This window comes from Azospirillum sp. TSH64, assembly GCF_003116035.1.
GTDB lineage: Bacteria > Pseudomonadota > Alphaproteobacteria > Azospirillales > Azospirillaceae > Azospirillum.
This window is the reverse complement of sequence record NZ_LGQW01000015.1, coordinates 1,109,441-1,133,135: the sequence shown is the minus strand read 5'-3', so window position 1 is coordinate 1,133,135 and position 23,695 is coordinate 1,109,441. Positions and strand designations below refer to the sequence as shown.

Annotated in this window: 28 protein-coding genes; 19 read left to right on the top strand and 9 right to left on the bottom strand. The window is 68.9% G+C overall.

Annotated features, from left to right (window positions below):
* Positions 1–5: 5 nt before the first annotated feature.
* The 15 genes from rpsO to TSH64_RS06530 all read left to right on the top strand — a co-directional run bounded on the left by rpsO (position 6) and on the right by TSH64_RS06530 (position 12,825).
* Positions 6–275 carry a 30S ribosomal protein S15 gene (gene rpsO / locus TSH64_RS06600; RefSeq protein ID WP_109096058.1) on the top strand — a complete coding sequence of 90 codons (270 nt, stop codon included), beginning with the start codon at positions 6–8 and terminating at the stop codon, positions 273–275.
* 378 nt (positions 276–653) lie between these two features.
* Positions 654–2,765, top strand: a complete 2,112-nt coding sequence (gene pnp / locus TSH64_RS06595) for a polyribonucleotide nucleotidyltransferase (protein WP_109096057.1) — start codon at positions 654–656, stop codon at positions 2,763–2,765.
* Between the two features lie 135 nt (positions 2,766–2,900).
* The gene (locus tag TSH64_RS06590; protein WP_109096056.1) at positions 2,901–3,611 is read left to right on the top strand and encodes a YafY family protein; all 711 of its coding nucleotides are present in this window, start codon (positions 2,901–2,903) and stop codon (positions 3,609–3,611) included.
* A gap of 106 nt (positions 3,612–3,717) precedes the next feature.
* Positions 3,718–4,146, top strand: coding sequence for a VOC family protein (locus TSH64_RS06585; protein WP_109096055.1), 429 nt, complete (start codon positions 3,718–3,720; stop codon positions 4,144–4,146).
* Complete coding sequence (locus TSH64_RS06580; RefSeq protein WP_109096054.1) at positions 4,143–4,598, top strand: EVE domain-containing protein; 456 nt, start codon at positions 4,143–4,145, stop codon at positions 4,596–4,598. The genes TSH64_RS06585 and TSH64_RS06580 overlap by 4 nt, the downstream gene beginning before the upstream one ends.
* 234 nt (positions 4,599–4,832) lie before the next feature.
* Entirely contained in the window at positions 4,833–5,591 is a 759-nt protein-coding gene (locus TSH64_RS06575) for a heme ABC transporter permease (protein ID WP_109096053.1), read from the top strand.
* A 5-nt stretch (positions 5,592–5,596) separates the two neighbouring features.
* Complete coding sequence (gene ccmD, locus TSH64_RS06570; protein ID WP_109096052.1) at positions 5,597–5,830, top strand: heme exporter protein CcmD; 234 nt, start codon at positions 5,597–5,599, stop codon at positions 5,828–5,830.
* Positions 5,827–6,291, top strand: a complete 465-nt coding sequence (gene ccmE / locus TSH64_RS06565) for a cytochrome c maturation protein CcmE (RefSeq protein ID WP_098740916.1) — start codon at positions 5,827–5,829, stop codon at positions 6,289–6,291. The genes ccmD and ccmE overlap by 4 nt, the downstream gene beginning before the upstream one ends.
* A 7-nt stretch (positions 6,292–6,298) precedes the next feature.
* On the top strand, positions 6,299–8,305 hold the full coding sequence (locus TSH64_RS06560) for a heme lyase CcmF/NrfE family subunit (RefSeq protein WP_109096051.1): 2,007 nt from the start codon (positions 6,299–6,301) through the stop codon (positions 8,303–8,305).
* 14 nt (positions 8,306–8,319) lie between these two features.
* Positions 8,320–8,874, top strand: coding sequence for a DsbE family thiol:disulfide interchange protein (locus TSH64_RS06555; RefSeq protein WP_109096050.1), 555 nt, complete (start codon positions 8,320–8,322; stop codon positions 8,872–8,874).
* Entirely contained in the window at positions 8,874–9,347 is a 474-nt protein-coding gene (locus TSH64_RS06550; protein WP_109096049.1) for a cytochrome c-type biogenesis protein, read from the top strand. The genes TSH64_RS06555 and TSH64_RS06550 overlap by 1 nt, the downstream gene beginning before the upstream one ends.
* A complete protein-coding gene (ccmI, locus tag TSH64_RS06545; protein ID WP_109096048.1) occupies positions 9,347–10,792 on the top strand; it encodes a c-type cytochrome biogenesis protein CcmI in 1,446 nt (481 codons plus the stop codon). Before TSH64_RS06550 ends, ccmI begins: the two co-directional genes overlap by 1 nt.
* A gap of 45 nt (positions 10,793–10,837) precedes the next feature.
* On the top strand, positions 10,838–11,674 hold the full coding sequence (locus TSH64_RS06540; protein ID WP_109096047.1) for a shikimate 5-dehydrogenase: 837 nt from the start codon (positions 10,838–10,840) through the stop codon (positions 11,672–11,674).
* A gap of 139 nt (positions 11,675–11,813) precedes the next feature.
* Positions 11,814–12,389 carry a Smr/MutS family protein gene (locus TSH64_RS06535; RefSeq protein ID WP_109096046.1) on the top strand — a complete coding sequence of 192 codons (576 nt, stop codon included), beginning with the start codon at positions 11,814–11,816 and terminating at the stop codon, positions 12,387–12,389.
* A 37-nt stretch (positions 12,390–12,426) separates the two neighbouring features.
* A complete protein-coding gene (locus TSH64_RS06530; RefSeq protein WP_109096045.1) occupies positions 12,427–12,825 on the top strand; it encodes a helix-turn-helix transcriptional regulator in 399 nt (132 codons plus the stop codon).
* 37 nt (positions 12,826–12,862) lie between these two features.
* Here the strand turns inward: TSH64_RS06530 and TSH64_RS06525 are convergent, their stop codons facing one another.
* The 7 genes from TSH64_RS06525 to hisB all read right to left on the bottom strand — a co-directional run bounded on the left by TSH64_RS06525 (position 12,863) and on the right by hisB (position 17,144).
* The gene (locus TSH64_RS06525; RefSeq protein WP_109096044.1) at positions 12,863–13,231 is read right to left on the bottom strand and encodes a histidine triad nucleotide-binding protein; all 369 of its coding nucleotides are present in this window, start codon (positions 13,229–13,231) and stop codon (positions 12,863–12,865) included.
* A gap of 30 nt (positions 13,232–13,261) precedes the next feature.
* Positions 13,262–13,669 (bottom strand): phosphoribosyl-ATP diphosphatase, encoded by a 408-nt coding sequence (locus TSH64_RS06520; RefSeq protein ID WP_247872789.1) that lies wholly within the window; start codon positions 13,667–13,669, stop codon positions 13,262–13,264.
* Entirely contained in the window at positions 13,662–14,447 is a 786-nt protein-coding gene (hisF, locus tag TSH64_RS06515) for an imidazole glycerol phosphate synthase subunit HisF (protein ID WP_109096043.1), read from the bottom strand. Before hisF ends, TSH64_RS06520 begins: the two co-directional genes overlap by 8 nt.
* Entirely contained in the window at positions 14,447–15,193 is a 747-nt protein-coding gene (gene hisA, locus TSH64_RS06510; RefSeq protein ID WP_109096042.1) for a 1-(5-phosphoribosyl)-5-[(5-phosphoribosylamino)methylideneamino]imidazole-4-carboxamide isomerase, read from the bottom strand. The genes hisF and hisA overlap by 1 nt, the downstream gene beginning before the upstream one ends.
* A gap of 74 nt (positions 15,194–15,267) precedes the next feature.
* Positions 15,268–15,810: a GNAT family N-acetyltransferase gene (locus TSH64_RS06505; protein WP_109096041.1), complete on the bottom strand. Its 543-nt coding sequence runs from the start codon at positions 15,808–15,810 to the stop codon at positions 15,268–15,270.
* Between the two features lie 4 nt (positions 15,811–15,814).
* On the bottom strand, positions 15,815–16,459 hold the full coding sequence (hisH, locus tag TSH64_RS06500; protein WP_109096040.1) for an imidazole glycerol phosphate synthase subunit HisH: 645 nt from the start codon (positions 16,457–16,459) through the stop codon (positions 15,815–15,817).
* Between the two features lie 61 nt (positions 16,460–16,520).
* Positions 16,521–17,144, bottom strand: a complete 624-nt coding sequence (hisB, locus tag TSH64_RS06495; RefSeq protein WP_044550958.1) for an imidazoleglycerol-phosphate dehydratase HisB — start codon at positions 17,142–17,144, stop codon at positions 16,521–16,523.
* Between the two features lie 135 nt (positions 17,145–17,279).
* On the opposite strand from hisB, the gene TSH64_RS06490 reads away from it, so the two are divergent.
* The 3 genes from TSH64_RS06490 (at position 17,280) to hslU (ending at position 20,825) form a co-directional block, all read left to right on the top strand.
* Positions 17,280–18,809 carry a serine protease gene (locus tag TSH64_RS06490; protein WP_109096039.1) on the top strand — a complete coding sequence of 510 codons (1,530 nt, stop codon included), beginning with the start codon at positions 17,280–17,282 and terminating at the stop codon, positions 18,807–18,809.
* Between the two features lie 103 nt (positions 18,810–18,912).
* Positions 18,913–19,476, top strand: a complete 564-nt coding sequence (gene hslV / locus TSH64_RS06485) for an ATP-dependent protease subunit HslV (RefSeq protein WP_098740902.1) — start codon at positions 18,913–18,915, stop codon at positions 19,474–19,476.
* A 5-nt stretch (positions 19,477–19,481) separates the two neighbouring features.
* Positions 19,482–20,825: an ATP-dependent protease ATPase subunit HslU gene (hslU, locus tag TSH64_RS06480; protein ID WP_109452358.1), complete on the top strand. Its 1,344-nt coding sequence runs from the start codon at positions 19,482–19,484 to the stop codon at positions 20,823–20,825.
* 75 nt (positions 20,826–20,900) lie between these two features.
* Here hslU and TSH64_RS06475 read toward each other — a convergent pair whose 3' ends face one another.
* Positions 20,901–22,103 carry a murein transglycosylase A gene (locus TSH64_RS06475; protein ID WP_109096038.1) on the bottom strand — a complete coding sequence of 401 codons (1,203 nt, stop codon included), beginning with the start codon at positions 22,101–22,103 and terminating at the stop codon, positions 20,901–20,903.
* 16 nt (positions 22,104–22,119) lie between these two features.
* On the bottom strand, positions 22,120–22,815 hold the full coding sequence (locus TSH64_RS06470; protein WP_109452356.1) for a Tim44/TimA family putative adaptor protein: 696 nt from the start codon (positions 22,813–22,815) through the stop codon (positions 22,120–22,122).
* A 221-nt stretch (positions 22,816–23,036) separates the two neighbouring features.
* On the opposite strand from TSH64_RS06470, the gene TSH64_RS06465 reads away from it, so the two are divergent.
* On the top strand, positions 23,037–23,684 hold the full coding sequence (locus TSH64_RS06465; RefSeq protein WP_109096037.1) for an FxsA family protein: 648 nt from the start codon (positions 23,037–23,039) through the stop codon (positions 23,682–23,684).
* Positions 23,685–23,695 lie beyond the last annotated feature (11 nt).

The window sequence follows — 23,695 nt, the reverse complement described above, 5'->3', positions numbered from 1 at the left end:
CCCCGATGTCGATTACGCCCGAGCGCAAGCAAGAGCTGATCAAGGAATTTTCCCGCGGCACCAACGACACCGGTTCGCCCGAGGTCCAGGTGTCGATCCTGACGGAGCGCATCAGCAACCTGACGGATCACCTGAAGGGCCACAAGAAGGACTTCCACTCCCGCCGTGGTCTGCTGGTGATGGTCGGTCAGCGCCGCCGTCTGCTCGACTATCTGAAGAAGAAGGATCACTCGCGCTACGCCGCTCTGATCGAGCGTCTGGGCCTGCGCCGCTAACGGCTGCGCCGTCCCGCTGACGGGTTCGGGTTCCCCCGGCCGGCCACCCCGGCCGGGGGCTTCCCCCGGAAGCCGGCGGGACCACGGACGTCGGATATGGGCGTCGAACATCGAAGTCCTCGTTCACCTGTACCGTTCCGGAACACCTCATTGGTTATTGGCAATAGAAACTGGATCTTGAGCGTTTCGTGATGGACAGGCCGGCCCGATCATTCGGGGACCGGCCTTTTTTGCATTCACGCCACTTCTATCTCGATTCGTTTGGTGCTGTTGTCGAACACCGTCATTTCAGTTTTCTCGCGGGGTCCTACGACCGATGGCCCCGGCCTTGGGCGGCAATCCGGCCGTTGCAGGGTGTCGGATGGAAGGAAAGAATCCATGTTCACTGTTCATCGCAAGGAAATCGAGTGGGGCGGCCGCAAGCTGGTCCTGGAAACGGGCAAGATCGCCCGCCAGGCCAACGGCGCGGTTCTGGTCACCTATGGTGACACCACCGTCCTGTGCACCGCCGTCGCCGCCAAGGCGCCGAAGCCGGGCGTCGATTTCTTCCCGCTGACCGTCAATTACCAGGAAAAGGCGTTCGCGGCCGGTAAGATCCCCGGCGGCTTCTTCAAGCGCGAAGGCCGTCCGACCGAGAAGGAAACGCTGGTCAGCCGCCTGATCGACCGTCCGATCCGTCCGCTGTTCGCCGACGGCTTCCGCAACGAGACCCAGGTCGTCTGCACCGTGCTGAGCCACGATCTGGAGAACGATCCGGACATCGTCGCGATGGTCGGCGCGTCCGCCGCGCTGACGATCTCCGGCATCCCGTTCCTGGGTCCGATCGCCGCCGCCCGCGTCGGCTACAAGAACGGCCAGTACATCCTGAACCCGACCCGGGACGAGGTCGGCGACAGCGATCTGGATCTGGTCGTCGCCGGCACCGTCGAAGGCGTGCTGATGGTCGAATCGGAAGCCAAGGAGCTGACCGAGGAGGTCATGCTGGGCGCCGTCATGTTCGGCCACACCAACTTCCAGCCGGTGATCAACCTGATCATCGACCTGGCCGAGGAAGCCGCCAAGGAGCCGTGGGACCTGCCGGAGCCGGCCTATGACCGCAAGGCCCTGAAGGCCCGCCTGCGCGAGACCGTCGGCGCCGCCGTCGAGGCCGCCTACACCGAGACGGTGAAGCAGAGCCGCTACGAGAAGGTCGGCGCCGCCAAGGCGAAGGCGCTCGAGACGCTGGCCGAGGAATTCGACGCCCAGTCCATCGGGTTCGAGTTCAAGGAGCTGGAAGCCGACATCCTGCGCGGCGCCGTGCTCAAGACCGGCCGCCGCATCGACGGCCGCGACACCAAGACCGTGCGCCCGATCGTGTCGGAAGTCGGCGTGCTGCCGCGCGCCCACGGCTCGGCCCTGTTCACCCGCGGCGAGACCCAGGCGCTGGTCGTCACCACGCTGGGCACCAGCCAGGACGAGCAGATCATCGACGCGCTCGAGGGCGAGTACCGCGAGCACTTCATGCTGCACTACAACTTCCCCCCGTACTCGGTGGGTGAAGCCGGCCGCATGGGCAGCCCGGGCCGCCGCGAGATCGGCCACGGCAAGCTGGCGTGGCGCGCCATCCACCCGCTGCTGCCGAAGAAGGAAGACTTCCCCTACACGCTGCGCGTCGTGTCGGAAGTCACGGAGTCCAACGGCTCCTCCTCGATGGCCACTGTCTGCGGCACCTCGCTGTCGCTGATGGACGCCGGCGCGCCGCTGATCCGTCCGGTCGCCGGCATCGCCATGGGCCTGATCAAGGAAGACCACGGCTTCGCCGTCCTGTCGGACATCCTGGGTGACGAAGACCACCTGGGCGACATGGACTTCAAGGTCGCCGGCACCGAGGTCGGCGTCACCGCGCTGCAGATGGACATCAAGATCACCTCGATCACCGAGGAGATCATGAAGATCGCGCTGGGCCAGGCCAAGGACGGCCGCCTGCACATCCTCGGCGAGATGTCGAAGGCGCTGACCGGCGCCCGCGAAGGCGTCAACGAGAACGCCCCGCGCATCACCGTCATCAACATCCCGAAGGAGAAGATCCGCGACGTGATCGGCTCCGGCGGCAAGGTGATCCGCGAGATCGTCGAGCAGACCGGCGCCAAGATCGACATCGAGGACGACGGCACCGTCAAGGTCTCGGCCGTCGACCAGAAGAAGTCGGACGCCGCCATCGAGTGGATCAAGGGCATCGTCGCCGAGCCGGAGATGAACGTCGTCTACACCGGCAAGGTGGTGAAGGTCGTCGATTTCGGCGCCTTCGTGAACTTCCTGGGTTCGCGCGACGGCCTCGTCCACATCTCCGAACTGGCGCAGCAGCGCGTCGGCAAAGTGTCGGACGTCGTGTCGCAGGGTGACTCGGTGAAGGTCAAGGTCATCGGCTTCGACGACCGCGGCAAGGTCAAGCTGTCGATGAAGCAGGTCGACCAGGCCACCGGCGAGGACCTGACCAAGAAGGCGGAGTGATCCGCCGGTAAGGTTCGGGAACGCCGGGCAACCGCCCGGCGGGACCTGCCATGAACAGGGGCGCTTCCCATCGGGGAGCGCCTCTTGTCATTTTAGGTGTCATTATGGGCACCCTTCCCTCTTCCGCAGTTCCCCATGTCCCGCGCCGAACGTCTCCTCGATCTGATGCAGCTTCTGCGGCGGCATCGCCAGCCGGTCAGCGGCAAGTCGCTTGCCGGCGAGCTGGGGGTCAGTCTGCGCACGCTCTACCGCGACATCGCCACGCTGCAGGCGCAGGGCGCGATGATCGAGGGGGAGCCGGGGGTCGGATATCTGCTGCGCGCCGGCTTCCTGCTGCCGCCGCTGATGTTCACCGAGGAGGAGGTCGAGGCGCTGGTGCTGGGCTCGCGCTGGGTGGTGGAGCGCGGCGACAGCCGGCTGGGCGGGGCGGCGCGCAACGCGCTCGCCAAGATCGCCGCGGTGCTGCCGCCGGACAAGCGCGAGGGGCTGGACGGCTCGGCCCTGCTGGTCGGTCCGGGCGAGCCCATCGCCGGAGGCGATAACAATGTTTCGGCGGGAGATGCCGAGCTGGCGACCATCCGCGGCGCGATCCGCGGGGAGCGCAAGCTGGAGATCGCCTATCGCGACCGCGACGGGTCGGAGAGCCGGCGCACCGTCTGGCCCTTCGCGCTGGGCTTCTTCGACCGGGTGCGGGTGATGGTGGCGTGGTGCGAACTGCGCCAGTCCTTCCGCCATTTCCGCACCGACCGCATCCTGGCGCTGACCGCCAGCGAGACCCGCTATCCCCGCCGCCGTCAGGCGATGCTGAAGGAATGGCGCGCGGCGGAGGGTATCCCGCAACGATGACAGGATGCTGACGGAAACTGTCAGCATGCCGGCCTAGTCTTGGCTTTGCCGGTGAGGGCGCCGAACGAAACCGCCCCACCCCAATCCTTCAAGACCGGAGCCGACCATGCCCGCCACCCAGACCGTCAGCAAAGCCGCCGCCCTCGCCCTCGATTTCGTCCTGCTCTATGTCGACAGCCCGGCCGCCAGCGCCGCCTTCTACGCCGACCTGCTGGGCCGCAAGCCGGTGGAAGCCTCCCCCACCTTCGCCATGTTCAAGGCGGGCAACGGGCTGATGCTGGGCCTGTGGTCGCGCCACACGGTGGAGCCGGCGGCGACCGCGCCCGGCGGCGGGGAGATCGCCTTCACCGTCGCCGACGAGGCCGCCGTGCGCGACCTGCACGCCGACTGGAGCGCCCGCGGCCTGACCATCCTGCAACCCCCGACCGCGATGGATTTCGGTCATACCTTCGTTGCACAGGACCCGGACGGCCATCGCCTGCGTGTGTTCGCACCCAATCAGGAAGAAGCTCAGACGGTGCAGGTGCGGTCGTGAGCGGCGGCACAGACACCGGTGCCTGGATCGCCGTGGCCAGCGCCGAGCATGTCCGGCGCGGACGGGCCGGCGGCTTCATGCAGGTCTGCCACGGCAAGGCGGCCCCGCTGCGGCGGATCCGGGCGGGCGACCGGGTGGCGTACTACTCCCCCACCGACCGGTTCGGGGCGGCCGACGGGCTGAAGTCCTTCACCGCCATCGGCGCCATCCTGCCGGGCGAGCCCTACCGCTTCGACATGGGCGGCGGCTTCATCCCCTTCCGTCGCGACGTGTCCTGGTGGCCGGCGGAGGAGGCGCCGATCCAACCGCTGCTGGACCGGCTGGAGCTGACCGCCGGGGTGCGGAACTGGGGCTATCCCTTCCGCTTCGGCCTGCTGCCGGTCAGCCTGCGCGACTTCGACATGATCGCGGAGGCGATGGGGGTGGCGGCGCAGAAGGCGATGGCGGCCTGATCGGGAAAAAATCACCGGGGCGCGGCGGATGAAACGCCCCGCCTCCGGCGTCCCACACCGGGGAATAGGGGCGCCGCCGGAGGTCCGGGGCGCCTGATACCTTGGTGTCAGAGTACGAACGAATGGTGGATCGGCCTGACCGAGATCAAGGCGAAACCCCTCGCAGTCCGTCATACATGCGCTTATATCGTCCGCAAGCCTGACCAAGGTCACCTGTACCGGGGCCATCGTTCCATGCATCGTTTCGCCAACCCCGCCCGCTTCCTGCGCCTGTCGGCCCTGCTGTTGCCGTGGTGCGCCGGGGCGACCGTGATCCTGACGATCCTCGGTCTGTGGTTCAGCCTGTTCAGCTCGCCGCCCGACTATCAGCAGGGCGAGACGGTGCGGATCATGTACATCCATGTCCCCGCCGCCTGGATGAGCCTGTTCGTCTACACCAACATGGCCATCGCCGCGGCTTGCGGCCTGGTGTGGAAGCACCCGCTGGCCGACCTGTTCGCCAAGGCCGCCGCCCCCATCGGCGCCGGCTTCACCTTCGTCTGCCTGGTGACCGGGTCGCTGTGGGGGGCGCCGATGTGGGGAACCTGGTGGGTGTGGGACGCCCGGCTGACCAGCGTGCTGATCCTGTTCTTCCTCTATCTCGGCTACATGGCCCTGGTGAACGCCTTCGACGATCCGCAGCGCGGCATGAAGGCGGGCAACGTCCTGCTGCTGGTCGGCATCGTCAACGTGCCGATCATCAAGTTCTCGGTCGACTGGTGGAACACGCTGCACCAGCCGGCCAGCGTCGTGCGGATGGGCGGTCCCAGCATCGACCCCAGCATGCTGACACCGCTGCTGGTGATGGCCGGCGCCTTCACCGCCTATTTCCTGTCGGTGGTGCTGCTGCGCGTGCGCACCGAGATCGCCCAGCGCAAGATCCAGACGCTGCGGCTGGCAGTCGCCGGCGGGGTTGCTGGCGATGGTACCGTCCATGACGGGATGCGGGGGTAAGGACGATGAGCGAATTCCTCCATATGGGCGGGTATGCCGCCTATATCTGGCCGGCCTACGGCATCGCCACCCTCGTCCTGCTGGGGCTGCTGGTCGCCACCTGGAAGGGGCTGCGCAACGCCGAGGCGACGCTGAAGGCGCTGGAAAGCGCCCGGCCCGCCCGCCGCCGCACCCGCAATGCCGGTCGCAAGATGGCCGATCAGAGCGCCGGAAGACCGGCGGAAGCGAGCGAAGGATGACCCGCAAGAAACGCCGCCTTTATATGCTGGGCCTCGCCCTTCTCGGGCTGGGTTCGGCGACCGCCCTGGCGCTGACCGCCTTCCAGGACAACATCGTCTTCTTCTACAGCCCGAGCCAGCTGCAGACGCAGCAGGTCGGCGACCGCAATTTCCGCCTGGGCGGGCTGGTCGAGGAAGGCAGCGTCCAGAAGCAGCCGGACGGCGTCACCACCGCCTTCCGCGTCACCGACACCGCCCACACCGTGGATGTCCGCTATCGCGGCCAGCTGCCCGACCTGTTCCGCGAGGGCCAGGGCGTGGTGGCGGAGGGCCGGATGACCGGCGGCGTCTTCGTCGCGCGCGAGGTGCTGGCCAAGCATGACGAGAACTACATGCCGCCCGAGGTGTCGGAGGCCCTGAAGCAGGCCGGCGTCTACAAGAACCCGGCGGAGTCCGCGACGAAGACCGCGAAGAAGGAGTAGCGGACCCGTGATCCCCGAACTCGGCCATTACGCGCTGGTGCTGGCGCTGTTCGTCGCGCTGGTGCAGTCGGTGCCGCCGCTGGTCGGCGCCGCCACCCGCAACGGCGCCTGGATGAACGTCGCGGTGCCGGCGGCCATCGCCCAGATGCTGCTGGTGCTGCTGTCCTACGCGGCGCTGACCTGGGCGCATGTGGTGTCCGATTTCAGCGTGCTGAACGTGGTGCAGAACAGCCACTCGGCCAAGCCGATGCTCTACAAGGTGTCGGGCGTCTGGGGCAACCACGAGGGCTCGATGATGCTGTGGATCGTCATGCTGACGATCTTCGGCGCCGCCGTCGCCCTGTTCGGGCGCAATTTGCCGCCGACGCTGAAGGCACGCGTGCTGGCGGTCCAGGGGCTGATCGGGGTCGGCTTCCTGCTGTTCATCCTGATCACGTCGAACCCCTTCATCCGCGTGATTCCGGCGCCCATCGACGGCAACGATTTGAACCCGCTGTTGCAGGACCCCGGCCTCGCCTTCCACCCGCCCTTCCTCTATGCGGGCTATGTCGGCTTCTCGATGGCCTTCTCCTTCGCCGTCGCAGCATTGATCGAGGGGCGGGTCGATCCCGCCTGGGCGCGCTGGGTGCGGCCCTGGACGCTGGCGGCCTGGTCGACCCTGACCATGGGCATCGCCATGGGCTCCTGGTGGGCCTATTACGAGCTGGGCTGGGGCGGCTGGTGGTACTGGGACCCGGTCGAGAACGCCTCCTTCATGCCCTGGCTGGCCGGCACCGCCCTGCTGCATTCGGCAATCGTGGTGGAGAAGCGCGACGCGCTGAAGAGCTGGACCATCCTGCTGGCCATCGTCACCTTCTCGCTGTCGCTGATGGGCACCTTCCTGGTGCGCTCCGGCATCCTGACCTCGGTCCATGCCTTCGCCGTCGATCCCAAGCGCGGCATCTTCATCCTGGTTCTGCTGGCGATCGCAACCGGCGGCTCCTTGCTGCTCTACAGCCTGCGGGCGCCGACGCTGAAGGCGGGCGGGCTGTTCGCGCCGATCAGCCGCGAAGGCGCGCTGGTGTTGAACAACCTGCTGCTGTCGACCGCGACGGCGACGGTGTTCATCGGCACGCTCTATCCGCTGTTCCTCGACATCCTGAAGCTGGGCAAGGTGTCGGTCGGCGCCCCCTTCTTCAACGCCACCTTCGTGCCGGTCGCCATCCCGATGGTGATCGCCATGGTTGTCGGCCCCTATCTGTCCTGGAAGCGGGCGGATCTGGGAGCCGCACTGACCCGGCTGTGGGTGGCCGGCGTCGCCGTGGTGGCCGCCGTCGCCGTCACCGCCTATGTCAAGGCGGGCAGCGGCCCGCTGCTGGCGCTGGTCGGCATCGGGCTTGCCGCCTGGGCCTTCGTCGGCTCGCTGGTCGAGTTCGCCGACCGCATCGCCCTGTTCCGCACCTCGTTCAAGAACAGCTGGAACCGCGCCGTGCATCTGCCGCGCAGCGCCTGGGGCATGACCATCGCCCATGCCAGCATCGGCCTGTCGATCCTCGGCATGACCGGAACCTCGGCCTGGCAGACGGAATCGATCACGGCGATGAGACCGGGCGACCGGGCCAGCGTCGCCGGCTACGAGTTCCAGTTCGACGGCGTCGGGCTGGTCGACGGCCCGAACTTCAAGGCGGAGCGCGGCACCTTCACGGTGACGAAGGACGGCCAGCGCATCGCCACGCTGGAGCCGGAACGCCGCAGCTACAGCACCACCCGCATGACCACCACGGAATCGGCCATCCACACCACGGTCTTCTCCGACCTGTATGTGGCGCTGGGCGACCCGACGCAGAACGGCACCGCCTGGATCGTCCGCATCTACCACCACCCGCTGGTGCCGTGGATCTGGATCGGCGGCGTCGGCATGATGCTGGGCGGGCTGGTCAGCCTGACCGACCGCCGTTTCCGCATCGGCGCGCCGGAACGCCGCCGCGCGGCCGGAAAGACCGGTGGCAAGTCGGCTCCGCTGCCGGCCGAATGAGGACACAAGACACCATGCGCCGCCTTCTGTACCTGCTGCCCTTCCTGCTCTTCATCGGGGTGGGCATCGCTTTCTACCTGGGGTTCGAGCGCGACCCGCGCGACATCCCGTCGGCCCTGATCGACAAGCCGGCCCCGACCTTCGACCTGCCCGCCATTCCGGGCCAGATGGTCCAGGGCCAGCCGGCGGCCAGCGGCCTGTCTTCGGCCAAGCTGGCCGGCGACGTGACGCTGGTGAACGTCTTCGCCTCCTGGTGCATCCCCTGCAAGGCGGAGCATCCCGTCATCACCCGCCTGTCGCGCGAGCAGGGGGTGACGGTCTACGGCATCAACTACAAGGACAAGCCGGAGGATGCGCTGACCTGGCTGTCGCGCAACGGCAACCCCTATGCCGCCATCGGCGCCGACCAGGATGGCCGGGTGTCGATCGACTGGGGCGTCTACGGCGTTCCGGAGAGCTACCTGATCGACCGCAAGGGCCGCATCCGCTTCAAGCATGTCGGCCCGCTGACCCCGCAGGTGGTGGAGGAGCAGATCCTCCCGATGGTCAAGCATCTGAGGCAGGGCTGATGACGCGCCTCCTCCTCGCCGCCCTGCTGGCGCTGTCCGCGCTGTCTTCCCCCGCCCTGGCCGTCCAGCCGGACGAGGTGCTGCCGGATCCGGCGCTGGAGACCCGCGCCCGCACCATCAGCCAGGAGCTGCGCTGCCTCGTCTGCCAGAACCAGTCCATCGACGACAGCAACGCGCCGCTGGCCCGCGACCTGCGCGTTCTGGTGCGCGACCGGCTGAAGGCCGGCGACAGCGACGACAAGGTGATGGAGTACGTCACCGACCGCTACGGCGACTATGTGCTGCTGCGGCCGCCCTTCAAGGCGACGACGCTGGTGCTGTGGATCGGTCCCTTCGCCGTGCTGCTGCTGGGGGCGGCCGGCACCTTCCTGTTCCTGCGCGGGCGGCGCGGCGTGGCCGCCGGTGCCGACACCGCGCCGCTGAGCGCGGATGAGCGGCGGCGGCTGGACGCCCTGCTGCGGAAAGGCGACTGATGCTGTTCTGGATTTTCGCCGCCGTCCTGACCGCGGCCGTGCTGCTGCTGCTCGTGCCGCCGCTTCTGCGCACGGCCGGATCCGGCCATGACCTTGTCCCTGGCCGCGAGGAGTTCGACCGCGAGGTCTACCGCGACCAGCTGGACGAGCTGGAGCGCGACCGCGCGCGCGGCCTGATCAACGACGCCCAGGCGGAAGCGGCCAGGGCGGAGATCGCCCGGCGCATGCTGGCGACCGCCGAGACGGGCGCGGCGACCGGCGGCGGCGCCGTCACCCCGCGCAGCGCCCGCGTCCTGGCCGTGCTGCTGGCGCTGGTGCTGCCGGTCGGCGCGCTTGCCGTCTATGGATCGGTCGGCCGTCCGGATCTGCCGGCGCAACCGCTGGCCTCGCGCAACATCGAGCAGGAGCGCGGCGGCCCGCCGAAGAGCGTTCTGGCGGCGATGGACAAGCTGAAGGCCCAGCTAGCCGAGAATCCCAGCGACATCCAGGGCTGGCTGATCCTGGGGCAGGCCTATGCCAAGATGGGCCGCAACGGCGATGCCGCCGACGCGCTGCGCCATGCCGTCGCCCTGAACCGGGACGATGTCGAGGTGCAGGGGCTGTTCGCCGAGACGCTGGTCTCGGCCAACGACGGCATGGTGCCGGAGGAGGCGGTGGCCGCCTTCGACGCCGTGCTGGCGAAGGAACCCAAGGACCCGCGCGCCCGCTTCTTCGCCGCCCTCGCCCGCTTCCAGGCCGGCGACCAGCAGGGGGCGCTGGACCGCTGGAGCGCGCTGATGGCGGAGTCCCCCGCCGATGCGCCGTGGGTGCCGGTGGTGCGCGACCAGATCCGCGAGGCCGCGGTGGCGCTGAACCTCGACCCCGCCAAGGTCACGCCGCAGCCGCTGCCGCCGGAGGGGAAGGAGCAGCAGACGGCGCAAGGGCAGCAGGGCGGCCAGCAGGCGGCCCCGAACGCGCAGGCCCAGGGCAACGCGCAGGGCAACGCGGCGGGCCAGGACGAGATGATCCGCGGCATGGTCGCCAACCTCGCCGCCCGGCTGGACGCCGACCCAACGGATGTCGATGGCTGGTTGAAGCTCGCCCGCTCCTACGGCGTGCTGGGCGACACCGCCAAGGCGCTGGACGCCGCCCGCAAGGCGCGCGAGCGGGCGCCGGACCGCGCCGACGTGCAGGTCGCCTACGCCAACGCCGTCTTGCAGAGCCAGCCGCGCAACGAGACGCCGAAGCCGCTGCCGGAAGAAGCCACGTCCGCCCTGCGGCTGGCGCTGAAGGCGGAGCCCGACAACAAGGATGCGCTGTGGCTGCTCGGCCTCGACGCCATGATGTCGGGGCACAAGGACGAGGCCGCCGCCCATTGGGGTAAGCTGATCGCCCAGTTCAAGCCGAGCGATCCGGAATACACTCTGTTGAAAGGACGTTTGGACGCGTTGAAGGCCGGCGGCTGACCCGCCGGACAACGTCCAACCAGAAAGCGGCAAGGAGAGGCTTGGTTGCCCCACAAGATCGACAGAGACACGCGCCTGTGCATTTCGCTTTCGGGCCGCCCGAGCAACATCGGCACGCGCTTCCACAATCACCTCTATGAAGCCCTCTCGCTGAATTACGTCTACAAGGCGTTCACCACCAACGATCTGCCGGGCGCCATCACCGGCATCCGGGCGCTGAACATCCGCGGCTGCGGCGTGTCGATGCCCTTCAAGGAAGCCTGCATCCCCTTCCTCGACGAGCTGGACCCGTCGGCCGCGGGCTTGCAGTCGGTCAACACCATCGTCAACGACACCGCCGAGGACGGCGGCAGCCGGCTGCGCGGCTACAACACCGACTATCTCGCGGTGCGCACGCTGCTGGACCGCCACGATGTTTCGCCCGGCCTGCCCTTCGCGCTGCGCGGCAGCGGCGGCATGGCCCGCGCGGTGCTGTGCGCGTTGCGCGATTCCGGCTTCACCAACGGCACGCTGATCGCCCGCAACGAGACGACCGGCCGCCGGCTGGCCGACGAGTACAGCCTGCCCTGGCAGCCGGACACAACCGGCATCGCCGAGGGGTGGCTGCTGGTCAACGTGACGCCGCTCGGCATGGCCGGCGGACCGGAGGCCGACACCCTGGCCTTCGAGCCGGCATTGATCGAGGCGGCGGCGCAGGTGTTCGATGTCGTCGCCATGCCGGCCGAAACCCCGCTGATCCGTGCCGCGCGGGACGCCGGCAAGCCGGTGATCACCGGCGCGGAAGTGATCGCCCTGCAGGCGCTCGAACAGTTCGTGCTCTACACCGGCGTCCGTCCGACCGACGAGCAGATCGCCGCGGCCGCCGCCTGGTCGCAGGCCTGAGCCGGCACATCGTTTCCGAGCCATCATTTCCCGCGCGCTCTTTTTCTTTGCAGCGCGGCAACACACATTGACAGGGGCGGGCCGACGGGCTTTATCCGTTGGCACCGCCCTTTTCCTTGCCGCAGAAGGTTCCGCGCCGATGACCCGCAGACGACTGCCCACGCCCGACGAGCGGCGCCTGTGGCGGATCGCCATGCGCGACGCCGAACCGATGCCCGGCCGCGCCGTCGAGGCCGAGCCGGAACCGCTGGCGACCATGGCGGAACTGGTGGAGGAACCGGTGGCGACCAGCCTCGCCCCGCCGCCGACCGCCAGGCAATTCCCCTCCCCGGCCCGGCCGTCGCACGCGGCCCATCCGCCGCTGACGCCCGGTTCGACCGCCAACATCGACCGCCGCACCGGCGACCGGTTCCGCCGCGGCGAGCTGGAGATCGACGGCCGCATCGACCTGCACGGCATGACCCAGGCGCAGGCGCACCACGCGCTCGCCGGCTTCGTCCACCGCGCCTGGAACGAGGGGCGGCGCTGCGTTCTGGTCATCACCGGCAAGGGCAGTTTCGGCAGCCTGGGCGTGCTGCGGCAGGCGACCCCCCGCTGGCTGGCGGACCCGGCCCTGCGCCCGATGGTGCTGGCGATCCAGCCGGCCCAGCCCAAGCATGGCGGCGACGGCGCGCTGTATGTCTTGATCAAACGGCGGCGCGACCGTAAGGACTAAGTCCCAAACAGTCAGCGACTTAAACCAGGGACTCCACATGACCCCGTTCGGCGAACGGGTCCGGTCGCTGCGCGACGCCAGGGGCGTGACGCTGAAGCAGATGGCGACCGACCTGTCCATCTCGTCCGCCTATCTGTCGGCGCTGGAGCATGGCAAGCGCGGCCAGCCCTCCCCCCAGCTGGTCCGGCAGATCTGCGCCTATTTCGGCATCATCTGGGACGAGGCGGAGGAGCTGGAACGGCTGGCGGATCTGTCCCACCCGCGCGTGACGGTGGACACCTCCGGCCTGAGCGCACGGGCGACGGAACTCGCCAACCTTCTGTCGGAACGGATCGGCGATCTGGACGAGGACGGGATCGCGGCGATCCTGGCGATCCTGGACGCCGTGCCACCGAAGAAGGGGACACGGCGCCGGGCGGGGATGCGGCGGCGGTAGACGCTACCGGCGGCAGATGCCGCCGGCGCCGGGCGGCTCAGGCCTTGCCGATCATCCGGCCCAGGTCGCGGCCGGCGAACAGGTGGATGTGCAGGTGGGGCACTTCCTGGTGTGCGGCCTCGCCGCAATTGGACAGGATGCGGTAGCCGGGGCCGTCGGCGCCGACCATGCGGGCGACCTCGCCCACCGCGCGGAACAGGCCGGCGATCTCCGCCTCCGACGCCTTGGCGGTGAAGTCGTCCATGTCGGTGTAGGCGCCCTTCGGGATCACCAGCACATGGGTCGGCGTCTGCGGCTCGATGTCGTGGAATGCCAGCGCGTGTTCGGTCTCGTGCACCTTCTTGCACGGGATTTCGCCGCGCAGGATGCGGGCGAACACGTTGTTGGCGTCATAGCTCTTGGCCATCGCATGCGTCCTCTTGCTGGGAAGTCCCGGTCAGGTCTTGCGGGACTTCTTCTCGTCGATGCCGCTGGTGCCCTCGCGCTGGGCGAGCTTGCTCCAGACCTCCACCGGATCCAGCCCGGTGTCGGCCCACAGAACCAGCAGGTGATAGAGCAGGTCGGCGGATTCCGCGGCCAGCGCCGCCTTGTCGCCGCGCACCGCCTCCAGGATCGCCTCCACCGCTTCCTCGCCCACCTTCTGGGCGATCTTGGCGGTGCCGCGGCTGTAGAGCTTCGCGGTGTAGGAGCTTTCCGGATCCGCGCCCTTGCGGGCCTGCACGGTGACGAACAGGCGGTCGAGCACCTCGGCGGACGGGGTGGCCGACGGGATGGCCTGAACCTTCTCGGCAGACTTCTCGCCGGCTTTTTCCGCAGCCTTCTCAGCGGCCTTCTTATCACCCATTGGTCGTCTCCAGCGCCTTGGCCGGGCGCACCGGGATGCCGGCGGTGGCGAGCGCGGCCTTGGCCTGGCCGATGGTGTAGGTGCCGAAATGGAAAATCGAGGCGGCGAGCACCGCGGTGGCGTGCCCCTCGCGGATGCCCTCGACCAGATGGTCGAGCGTGCCGACGCCGCCCGACGCGATCACCGGGACGCGGATCGAGTCCGCCACCGTGCGTGTCAGTTCCAGGTCGAAGCCGCTCTTGGTGCCGTCGCGGTCCATCGAGGTCAGCAGGATTTCGCCCGCCCCCAGCGATTCCATCCGCTTGGCCCACTCCACCGCGTCGATACCGGTGGCGTTGCGGCCGCCATGGGTGAAGACCTCCCATTTGGCCGGCCCGACCTTCTTGGCGTCGATGGCGACGACGATGCACTGGGCGCCGAACTTCTCGGCGCCTTCGCGCACGAACTCCGGCCGGTGGATCGCCGCGGTGTTGATCGACACCTTGTCGGCGCCGGCCAGCAGCAGCTTGCGGATGTCGTCGACCGTGCGCACGCCGCCGCCGACGGTCAGCGGCATGAAGACCTGCTCCGCCGTCCGCCGCACCACGTCGAAGATGGTGTCGCGGTTCTCGTGACTGGCGGTGATGTCGAGGAAGGTCAGCTCGTCGGCGCCTTCGCGGTCATAGACGCGGGCCTGCTCCACCGGATCGCCGGCATCGACCAGATCGACGAAATTGACCCCCTTCACCACCCGGCCGTCCTTGACGTCCAGGCAGGGGATGACACGCATCTTCAGCATCAGTCGGCGTCCTCGACGGCGGGGGCGGACAGCAGGGCCAGTGCCTCCTTGGGATCGATCCGGCCATCGTACAGCGCCCGGCCGCAGATCACGCCCTCGATCCCGGTGTCCTCCTCGACCTTCAGCGCCTTCAAATCCTCGATGGAGGAAACGCCGCCGGACGCGATGACCGGGGTGGTGAGGTGGAAGGCGAGATCGGAGGTGGATTCGACGTTGACGCCGCCCATCGCGCCGTCGCGGTTGATGTCGGTGTAGATGATGGCGGCGACGCCGCAATCCTCGAACTTCAGCGCCAGATCCAGCGCCTTGATGTCGGAGGTCTCGGCCCAGCCGGCCACCGCGACATAGCCTTCGCGCGCATCGATGCCGACGGCGACCCTGCCGGGGAACTCGCGGCAGGCCGCCTTCACCAGTTCGGGATCGCGCAGCGCCACCGTGCCCAGGATGACGCGGCTGATGCCCTTCTCCAGCCACATGCCGATGGTGTTGAGGTCGCGGATGCCGCCGCCGAGCTGCACCGGGATGGTGACCGACTTCAGGATGCTCTCGACCGCCGCACCGTTCACCGGCTTGCCTTCGAAGGCACCGTTGAGGTCGACCAGATGCAGCCATTCAAAGCCCTGGCTCTGGAACAGGCGGGCCTGTTCGCCGGGATCGGTGTTGAAGACCGTGGCCTGGCTCATCTCGCCGCGCAGCAGGCGGACGCAGGCACCGTCCTTGAGGTCGATGGCGGGGTAGATGATCATCGCGGGCGTCTTCCTATGGCGTGGCTGGCGGTTGTCGGGCAGGCGGTGTCAGGCTGGCGGTGTCGGGCTGGCGCTCATGGGGCCGGCGGCTGTTGCGCAGGCTCGAGATCCTTGCAGTAGTAATGTCCGGCGAGCGGCTTTCCCTGCACCAGCGCGTAGAAGGGATGGGTGCCCCAGCGCTTGAAGCCGAGCGATTCATAGAGCGCGATGGCCGCATCCTGCGTCACGCGGACATCGAGGTTCAGCACCTTGAAGCCGACGGCGCGCGCCTCTTCCAGCACCGCCACGGTCAGGCGGCGGGCAAGGCCGTGGCCGCGCGCCCAGGGGGCGACGAAGCTGGTGGTCAGCTGGGCGGCGTGGGCCTGCGCCTCGTTGTTGCGCGGCGGCTTGACCAGCTGGGCCGATCCGGCCACCACCCCGTCCAGCCGGGCGACGAACATCACCCGTTCCGGCACCACCAGAACGCCCTTCCAATAGCGCTCCATCACGTCGCGCGGCGGCGGCTCGACCCAGCCGAAACCGCCGCCGGCACGGATGGCGTCGTCGGCGGCGTCGCAGAGGTCGTGCAGGTCGGCGGTCTTCAGCGCATCGACCTTGTCGATGGCGATCTCGGCCATCTCGTCAGACCTTCCAGCGCAGGAAATTGGCGATCAGCGCCAGGCCGGTCGCCTGGCTCTTTTCCGGATGGAACTGGGTGCCGACCAGATTGTCGCGCCCGACCACCGCGGCGAAGGGCCCGCCATAGTCCGCCGACGCGACCAGCGTGGCGGGATCGGCGAGCCTGAACTGGTAGGAATGGACGAAATAGGCATGGCTGCCTTCCGGCAGGCCGGCCAGCACCGGGTGCGGGTGGCGGATGTTCAGCTCGTTCCAGCCCATGTGCGGAATCTTCAGGGCCGGATCGGACGGCTCCAGCTTCACCACCTCGCCCGGGATCCAGCCCAGCCCCTCGGTCACGCCATATTCGCGGCCGCGCTCCGCCATCAGCTGCATGCCGACGCAGATGCCGAGGAAGGGCCGGCCGCGGCGGTGGACCACCTCCTCCAGTGCCTCCAGCATGCCCGGCACCTCCGACAGGCCGCGCTTGCAGTCGGCGAAGGCGCCGACGCCGGGCAGGACCACCCGGTCGGCCCGGCGGACCGCATCGGCGTCGGAGGTGACGAGGACGGTGTAGGACGCATCGGCTTCGCCGGCCGCGCGCTCGATCGCCTTGGCGGCGGAGCGCAGGTTGCCGGAGCCGTAATCGATCAGCGCGACCGTTTCCATGAACGTGACAAACCTTCCGATAGGACGGCAGAGGGGGAGGACTGGACCGTGGTCCCCGCCGTCAGAGCGATCCGCCGAGCGTGCCCTTGGTGGAGGGCACCGCATCGCGCTTGCGCGGGTCGATCTCCACCCCGGCGCGCAGCGCGCGGGCAAGCGCCTTGTAGCAGCTTTCCACGATGTGGTGGTTGTTCTCGCCATACAGGTTCTCGACGTGCAGCGTCACGCCCGCGGCCATGGCGAAGGCCTGGAACCACTCGCGGAACAGTTCGGTGTCGAAATCGCCGATCTTGTCGCGGGTGAAGTTCACCTTCCAGATCAGGTAGGGCCGGTTGGAGAAGTCCAGCGCCACCCGCGTCAGCGTCTCGTCCATCGGGACATAGGAATGGCCGTAGCGCTGGATGCCCTTGCGGTCGCCCAGCGCCTTCGCCACCGCCATGCCGATGGCGATGCCGGTGTCCTCGGTCGTGTGGTGGTAGTCGATGTGCAGGTCGCCATCGGCCAGGACCGTCAGGTCCATCAGGCTGTGGCGCGACAGCTGTTCCAGCATATGGTCGAGGAAGCCGACCCCCGTCTTGACGTCGTAGACGCCGGTGCCGTCAAGGTTCAGCGCGACCCGGATCCGGGTCTCCGTGGTGTTCCGCTCGATCGAGGCGCGGCGGCCGCCATTGATGGGGGTCTGGTCCATGGCGGTTTTGTAGCAGGAAGCATCCCTGCACGCCAGCATCCGGCACGATTGATGCGCGGCCTGTCCATTCCGACGATTGTCCTACGAACGTGTGCAGGATAGAGTTGTTTACACTTCCTGCGTGCATATCCGCTTATGACCGACCATCCGCGCTTTTTCGCCGCAGTTCTGACCGTGCTTCTCGGCCTGCTGCCGGCCGGATGCGCCAGCCTGTCCCCGCCGCCGCCGGTCGCCCGGACGGCGCCGCCGGTGGCCGCCGGGACCACCGCGCCGTTCCGCTTCGGCGAGCTGACCATCGGGTCGATGCGGCGCGGGATGCAGATCGGCCGCTATGTCTGGGGCATCGACTGCGCCCCGCCCTATGACGACGTCTATTGGACCAGCGGCGTCAACATGCGGCGCGGCTCCACCTTCGACGAGCGCTTCGCCGAGGCGATGACCGCCGCCGGCTTCGACGTGGTCGGCCGGCCCGGCGGTCCCGACAACCCCGACGGCAACCGCAGCCGCGCCCGCTTCACCGTGCAGGGCGACCTGCGCGACGTGCAGCTGGAGCTGTGCCACCGCACCAACTGGCTGACAGGCAGCAGCAAGGGCAGTTCCGGCACCGGCAGCGTCAAGGTGGAATGGACGGTCTACGACGCCCGCGGCGGCGGGATGGTGCACCGTGTGGTCACCACCGGCGCCATCGCGCAGGAGAGCGGCGTGCCGCAAGGCGACACCCTGCTGGTCGAGGAGGCCTTCGCCGCGGCGGTCGAGGCGCTCGCCGCCGACAACGGCTTCCGCGCCCTGCTGTCGGGCGGCGCCCTGCCCCGGTCCCAGCCTCAGTTCCAGTCTCCGTCTCCATCGGCGGCTCCGCCGGCCGTGTTTCCCGTGGCGGCGCCGGCCGGATCCGGTCCCACGCCGCTGACGCCGGACGCCGCACCCCCTGCCCTGGCCGCCGGGTCGGCGGCGTACCGTCCGGGCCGCCTGCTGCTGCGGACCGGGGCCGGATCCGGCCGGCCCGCATCGGCCAGACTGCCGGTCGGCGGGTCGCATGGGCTGGTGATCGGCGAGACCGATGCGGCCGGCGAGGTCCAGGCGGTGCTGCTGGCCCCGCTGCCCGGATCCGACCCCACCGTCACCGTCCGGCCCGCCCGCGGGGTGGAGCTGACCGGCTGGGTGGTCGGGCGCGACCCGGCCAGCGGCTTCGCCCTGGTGCGGGTACCGGCCCGGCTGCCCGCCCTGCCCGTCCGCACCGCGGCCCTGCACGTCAGCGAGCCGGTGCGGGCGATCCCCGGCGGACGGGGACGGGAGATCGCCGGCATCGTCGGCGGGCTGCCGGCCGACGATGGGTTCGGTGCCTCCAGGATCCAGGCGGATCTGGGCTCGGCCGCCCTGCTGACCGCGGTGACCGAGGCGGGCGATCCGCTGCTGGACGGCAGCGGCGCGCTGGTCGGCGTCGCGCCCTCCGCCGGCCGTTCCATCTCCACTCCGGCCGGTCTGGTCGAGTTCCTGGCACTCGGCCCGCTGCTCGACCGGCTGGGGGCGGATCCGGCCGGCCCCATGCCGTCCGCCGCTCCGGCCAAACCGGGCAAAACGCGCAGGAACGGCCCGGTCGAGTCCCTATGGGAGGAGGATGAGCCAAACGGCGATATGCTTGACGGGGACAGCGCCCCTCCCACATAGACCGGATGCCCTGCCGCCACGACTTGCAAGGTCCACGCGCCTGCGACGGCGCCCCGGATCCGGGGCGGCGGGACCGTTTCCCATTCTCCAGCGTGGTTCCCGCATGACCTATCCAGCGTCCAATCCTCATGATCCCATCCAGTGGCACGGCACGACGATCCTGTCGGTGCGCAAGAACGGTCAGGTGGTGATCGCCGGCGACGGGCAGGTCTCGGTCGGCCCGACGGTGATGAAGGCCAATGCGCGCAAGGTCCGCTGGCTGGCCGGCGGCACGGTGATGGCGGGCTTTGCCGGCGCCACTGCCGACGCGATGACCCTGTTCGAGCGGCTGGAAGGCAAGCTGGAGCAGTATCCCGGCCAGCTGACCCGCGCCTGCGTCGAGATGGCCAAGGACTGGCGCACCGACCGTTACCTGCGCCGCCTGGAGGCGATGATGGCGGTGGCCGACAAGAGCGTCAGCCTGGTGCTGACCGGCAACGGCGACGTGCTGGAGCCGGAGGACGGGCTGATCGGCATCGGCTCCGGCGGCTCCTACGCCCTGTCGGCGGCGCGTGCGCTGATCGACATCGACGGGATGGATGCGGAGGCCGTGGCGCGCAAGGCGATGAAGATCGCCGCCGGCATCTGCGTCTACACCAACGAAAACGTCACCCTGGAAAAGCTGTGATCGCCATGAGCCAGACCGCATCCGTTTCCGCCGACACCGCCGCCTTCAGCCCGCGCGAGATCGTCTCCGAACTCGACCGCTACATCGTCGGCCAGAACGAGGCCAAGCGCGCCGTCGCCATCGCGCTGCGCAACCGCTGGCGCCGGCAGCAGCTGCCCGAGGGGCTGCGGGAAGAGGTGTTGCCGAAGAACATCCTGATGATCGGCCCGACTGGCGTCGGCAAGACCGAGATCGCGCGGCGCCTCGCCCGGCTGGCCCAGGCCCCGTTCCTGAAGGTCGAGGCCACCAAGTTCACCGAGGTCGGCTATGTCGGCCGCGACGTGGAACAGATCGTCCGCGATCTGGTCGAGGCCGCCATCGGCCTGACCCGCGAGCGGCTGCGCAAGGAGGTCGCCGCCAAGGCCGAACTGCGGGCGGAGGAGCGGGTGCTCGACGCGCTGTGCGGCGACAACGCCAGTGCCGAGACGCGCGCCAAGTTCCGCAAGATGCTGCGCGAGGGCACGCTGAACGACAAGGAGATCGAAATCCAGGTCGCCGACACCGGGGCGCCGGCCGGCATGCCGACCTTCGACATCCCCGGCATGCCGGGCTCCCAAATGGGCATGCTGAACCTGAACGACATGTTCGGCAAGATGATGGGCGGCCGCACCAAGACCCGCCGCATGACGGTGGCCGAGAGCCACACCGTGCTGATGGCCGAGGAGTCGGACAAGCTGCTGGACCAGGAAAAGGTGGTGGCGGAGGCGATCCGCGCGGTCGAGCAGAACGGCATCGTCTTCCTGGACGAGATCGACAAGATCTCTGCCCGCTCCGACGCCCGCGGCGCCGATGTCAGCCGTGAAGGCGTCCAGCGCGACCTGCTGCCGCTGATCGAAGGTACGACGGTGTCGACCAAGCATGGGCCGGTGAAGACCGACCATGTCCTGTTCATCGCGTCGGGCGCCTTCCACGTCGCCAAGCCGTCGGACCTGCTGCCGGAGCTGCAGGGCCGCCTGCCGATCCGCGTCGAGCTGAAGGCGCTGAGCCAGGACGACTTCAAGCGCATCCTGACCGAGCCGGAAACCAGCCTGATCCGCCAGTACAAGGCGCTGATGAAGACGGAGGAGGTCGATCTGGTCTTCACCGACGACAGCATCGACGAGCTGGCCCGGCTGGCGGCGGAGATCAACGGCTCGGTGGAGAACATCGGCGCGCGCCGCCTGCACACGGTGCTGGAGCGGCTGCTGGAGGAGATCAGCTTCGCCGCCAGCGACCGCGCCGGCGAGACCGTCACCATCGACGCCGCCCTGGTGCGCGAGCGGGTCGGCGGGCTGGCGAAGAACGCGGATTTGTCGAAGTTCATCCTGTAAATGCGAGAGGGGCGCCCGGTCGGGCGCCCCTCTGCTTCACGTGAAACATTGCCCGGCGATTGCCCTGCCCGCCCCTTAGCTTCCTGCCGCCACCTTCACGCTTTTCGGCAGCAGCAGCACATAGCTCCCGCGGCTCTTCATCAGGCCGGCCCTGTGCTCCGCGTCTGCACCATGGCCCCAGAAGACATCGCCGCGCACCGGTCCACGGATCGCTCCGCCGGTGTCCTGGGCGACCAGCAGCCGTTGCAGCCGCTGCCCGGCATCGACCGGGTCCTCGGCATCCAGCCACACCGGAACGCCATAGGGCATGAACTTCGAGTCGACCGCCAGACTGCGGCCGGGCGTCAGCGCCACGCCCTGGGCGCCGTTCGGGCCGTCGCCGGTCAGCGTCTGGAAGAAGACGTAGGACGGGTTGACGTTCATCACCGCCGCCGCCTGGTCGGGATGCGCCAGCAGCCAGGCGCGGATGGTCTGGAGCGAGACCTCCTCCCGTTTCAAGGCACCGCGGTCGATCAGTTCCTTGCCGATGGCGACGTATTTGTGGCCGTTCTGGGCGGCGTAGCCGATGCGCGTCTCGCTGCCGTCGGCCAGCCGGATCCGGCCCGACCCCTGGATTTGCAGGAAGAAGGCGCCGATCGGGTCCTTCACCCACACCAGCTCCAGCCCCTTGCCCTTCAGCGATCCGGCGACAATGGCGGCGCGATCCTCGTAAGGCTTCAGCTTGCCGTCGACCACGCGGCCGGCGGTGCGCTCGCCCTTCCAACGGTCGGAGAAGTCGCCGAGATCGACCATCACCAGATCGGGCGGCCGGCGGTAGAGCGGCACCGGATAGGCCGGATCCGGGCGCAGGCTGCCCTCCAGCTCGGCCTCGTAATAGCCGGTGAACAGACCCTCGCGGGTACCGTTGTTGCCGGCGGCGTAGGGGGTAAAGTTCTGCTCGAAGAAGGCACGGGCGGCGGCATCGTCACCGGCGGGCAGATCCGCCAGCCGGGCGCAGGGGCCCTGCCAGTCGGCGATGGTCCCGGCCACCCCGTTCGGCCCGACGATCCGGTCGGCCGGCAGGCTTTTGAAGCGGGCGCAGGAGCGGGCGAGCGCCGGCACCGCCTGCGCCACCGGGTCGCTGCGCCAGCCGGCCAGATCGGCAAAGGACAGCGGCGCCAGGGTCAGGGCGTCGGGCGGCGGCTTGGCCTCCTCCTTGGGCGCGCAGGCCGAAAACAGCAACGCCACCGCCCCGAAGAGGGCGATGGCGCTGAAACCGGTACGGTGACGATGCGTCATTGCTGGCGGTCGTTCCTCACTGGACAGGACGCACCTCGACCAGCGCCCAGTTCGGATCGCGGGAGCGGAGGTTGCGGGCGAAGGTCCAGACGTCGGTGTTCTCCACCAGCGCCTTGGGGTCGCCATCGACGATGGCGCCGTTGCGGTCGCGCACCACATTCACCTGATCGGAGACCAGACGCACGGTGACGCGGGCGGTGCGGCCGGCATCCAGCTTCGCCTCCACCACCTCGGCCTCGCGGACCTGCTCGATGCGGGCCTCGTGCTGCTCGCCGGCGGCTTGGCGGTCGCGGATGACCTGGGCGAAGCTGTCATAGACGTCGTCGGCCAGCAGCGGGCGCAGCGTCGCGGTGTCGCCGCGGGCGAAGGCATCGACGATCATGGCGAAGGCGGCCTTGGAGCCTTCCAGGAAATGCTTCTCGTCGAAGGTCGGATCGGCGGCCCGGATCTGGTCGATGGAGGCGGCAAGCGACAGCGGCTCGTCCGAAACCACCACGTCGGCGCCGGGTGCGACATCCGGTCGCGTCCGGTTGCGCTCCGGCAAATTCACGACGTTGTCGGGCTTCGCCGCCCCCGGAGCCGGGGTGAAGGGGTTGGACCGCTGCCGCTCCTCCCCCGTGCGGCGGCCCAGCACGCTGCGCAGCCGATAGACGAGGAAGGCCGCGATCATCGCGAAGATCACGATCTCGATGAACACGAACCCGTCTCCCATCATCTGTTCCTTCCGATACGATTTGTCGTGAACGTCTGGCTGCGGCGAAATCGCCGGCGGATCCGGCCCGCCTCTGGACCTTGCGGCCGCTCGGCATTACGTGTTGCTTGCCCGCCGGTAATTGCCGATTGAACCGCCAATTGGGTGAGGCCGGCAGTCTTTCGACCGGTCGACCTATCCAAACCTAGATAGGGGCAGCGAGCCCGAAGAGCAAGGACACCATGAATCCCCTGTTGTTGATCCTTCTTCTGCCGATCCTGGAGATCGTCGGATTCATCCAGGTCGGCGATTGGATCGGCGCCGGGCCGACCATCGGGCTGCTGGCCCTGTCGGCGGTGGTGGGCGTGCTGCTGGTGCGTCACCAGGGGCTGGCCTCGCTGAGCAAGGCCCAGGCGGCGGCGGCGCGCGGCGAAGCACCCATCGGCACCGTGCTCGACGGCTTCTGCGCGGTGCTGGCCGGCGTCCTGCTGATCATCCCCGGCTTCCTGACCGACATCCTCGGCATCCTGCTGCTGATCCGGCCGCTGCGACGCGGCATCGGCCGCTGGTTGTTCAGCCGGATCGGCGCCGGCATGCCGGTCTTCACCACCACGGGCCGGGGTGGATTCGGAGCCGGGGGCTTCGGTCCCGGTTTCGGAGGCGCGGCCGGCGGCCCCACCAGCGGCGACCAGGGTTTCGGCAGTGCGGAATTCGGCACCGGCGGTCCGCGCCGCGGTGACGATCCCTTCCGCCCCACTCCCGGCGTGCCCGGCGTCATCGATGGGGATTTCCGCGACGTTACCCCGGAGGACAGGACCGGCGAGGATCGCGACGCGCCGCGGCTGACCGATTCCCAATGGGGCAGGCAGCGTCCGGACGAGCGGCGCTGAGCCGCTGCCCG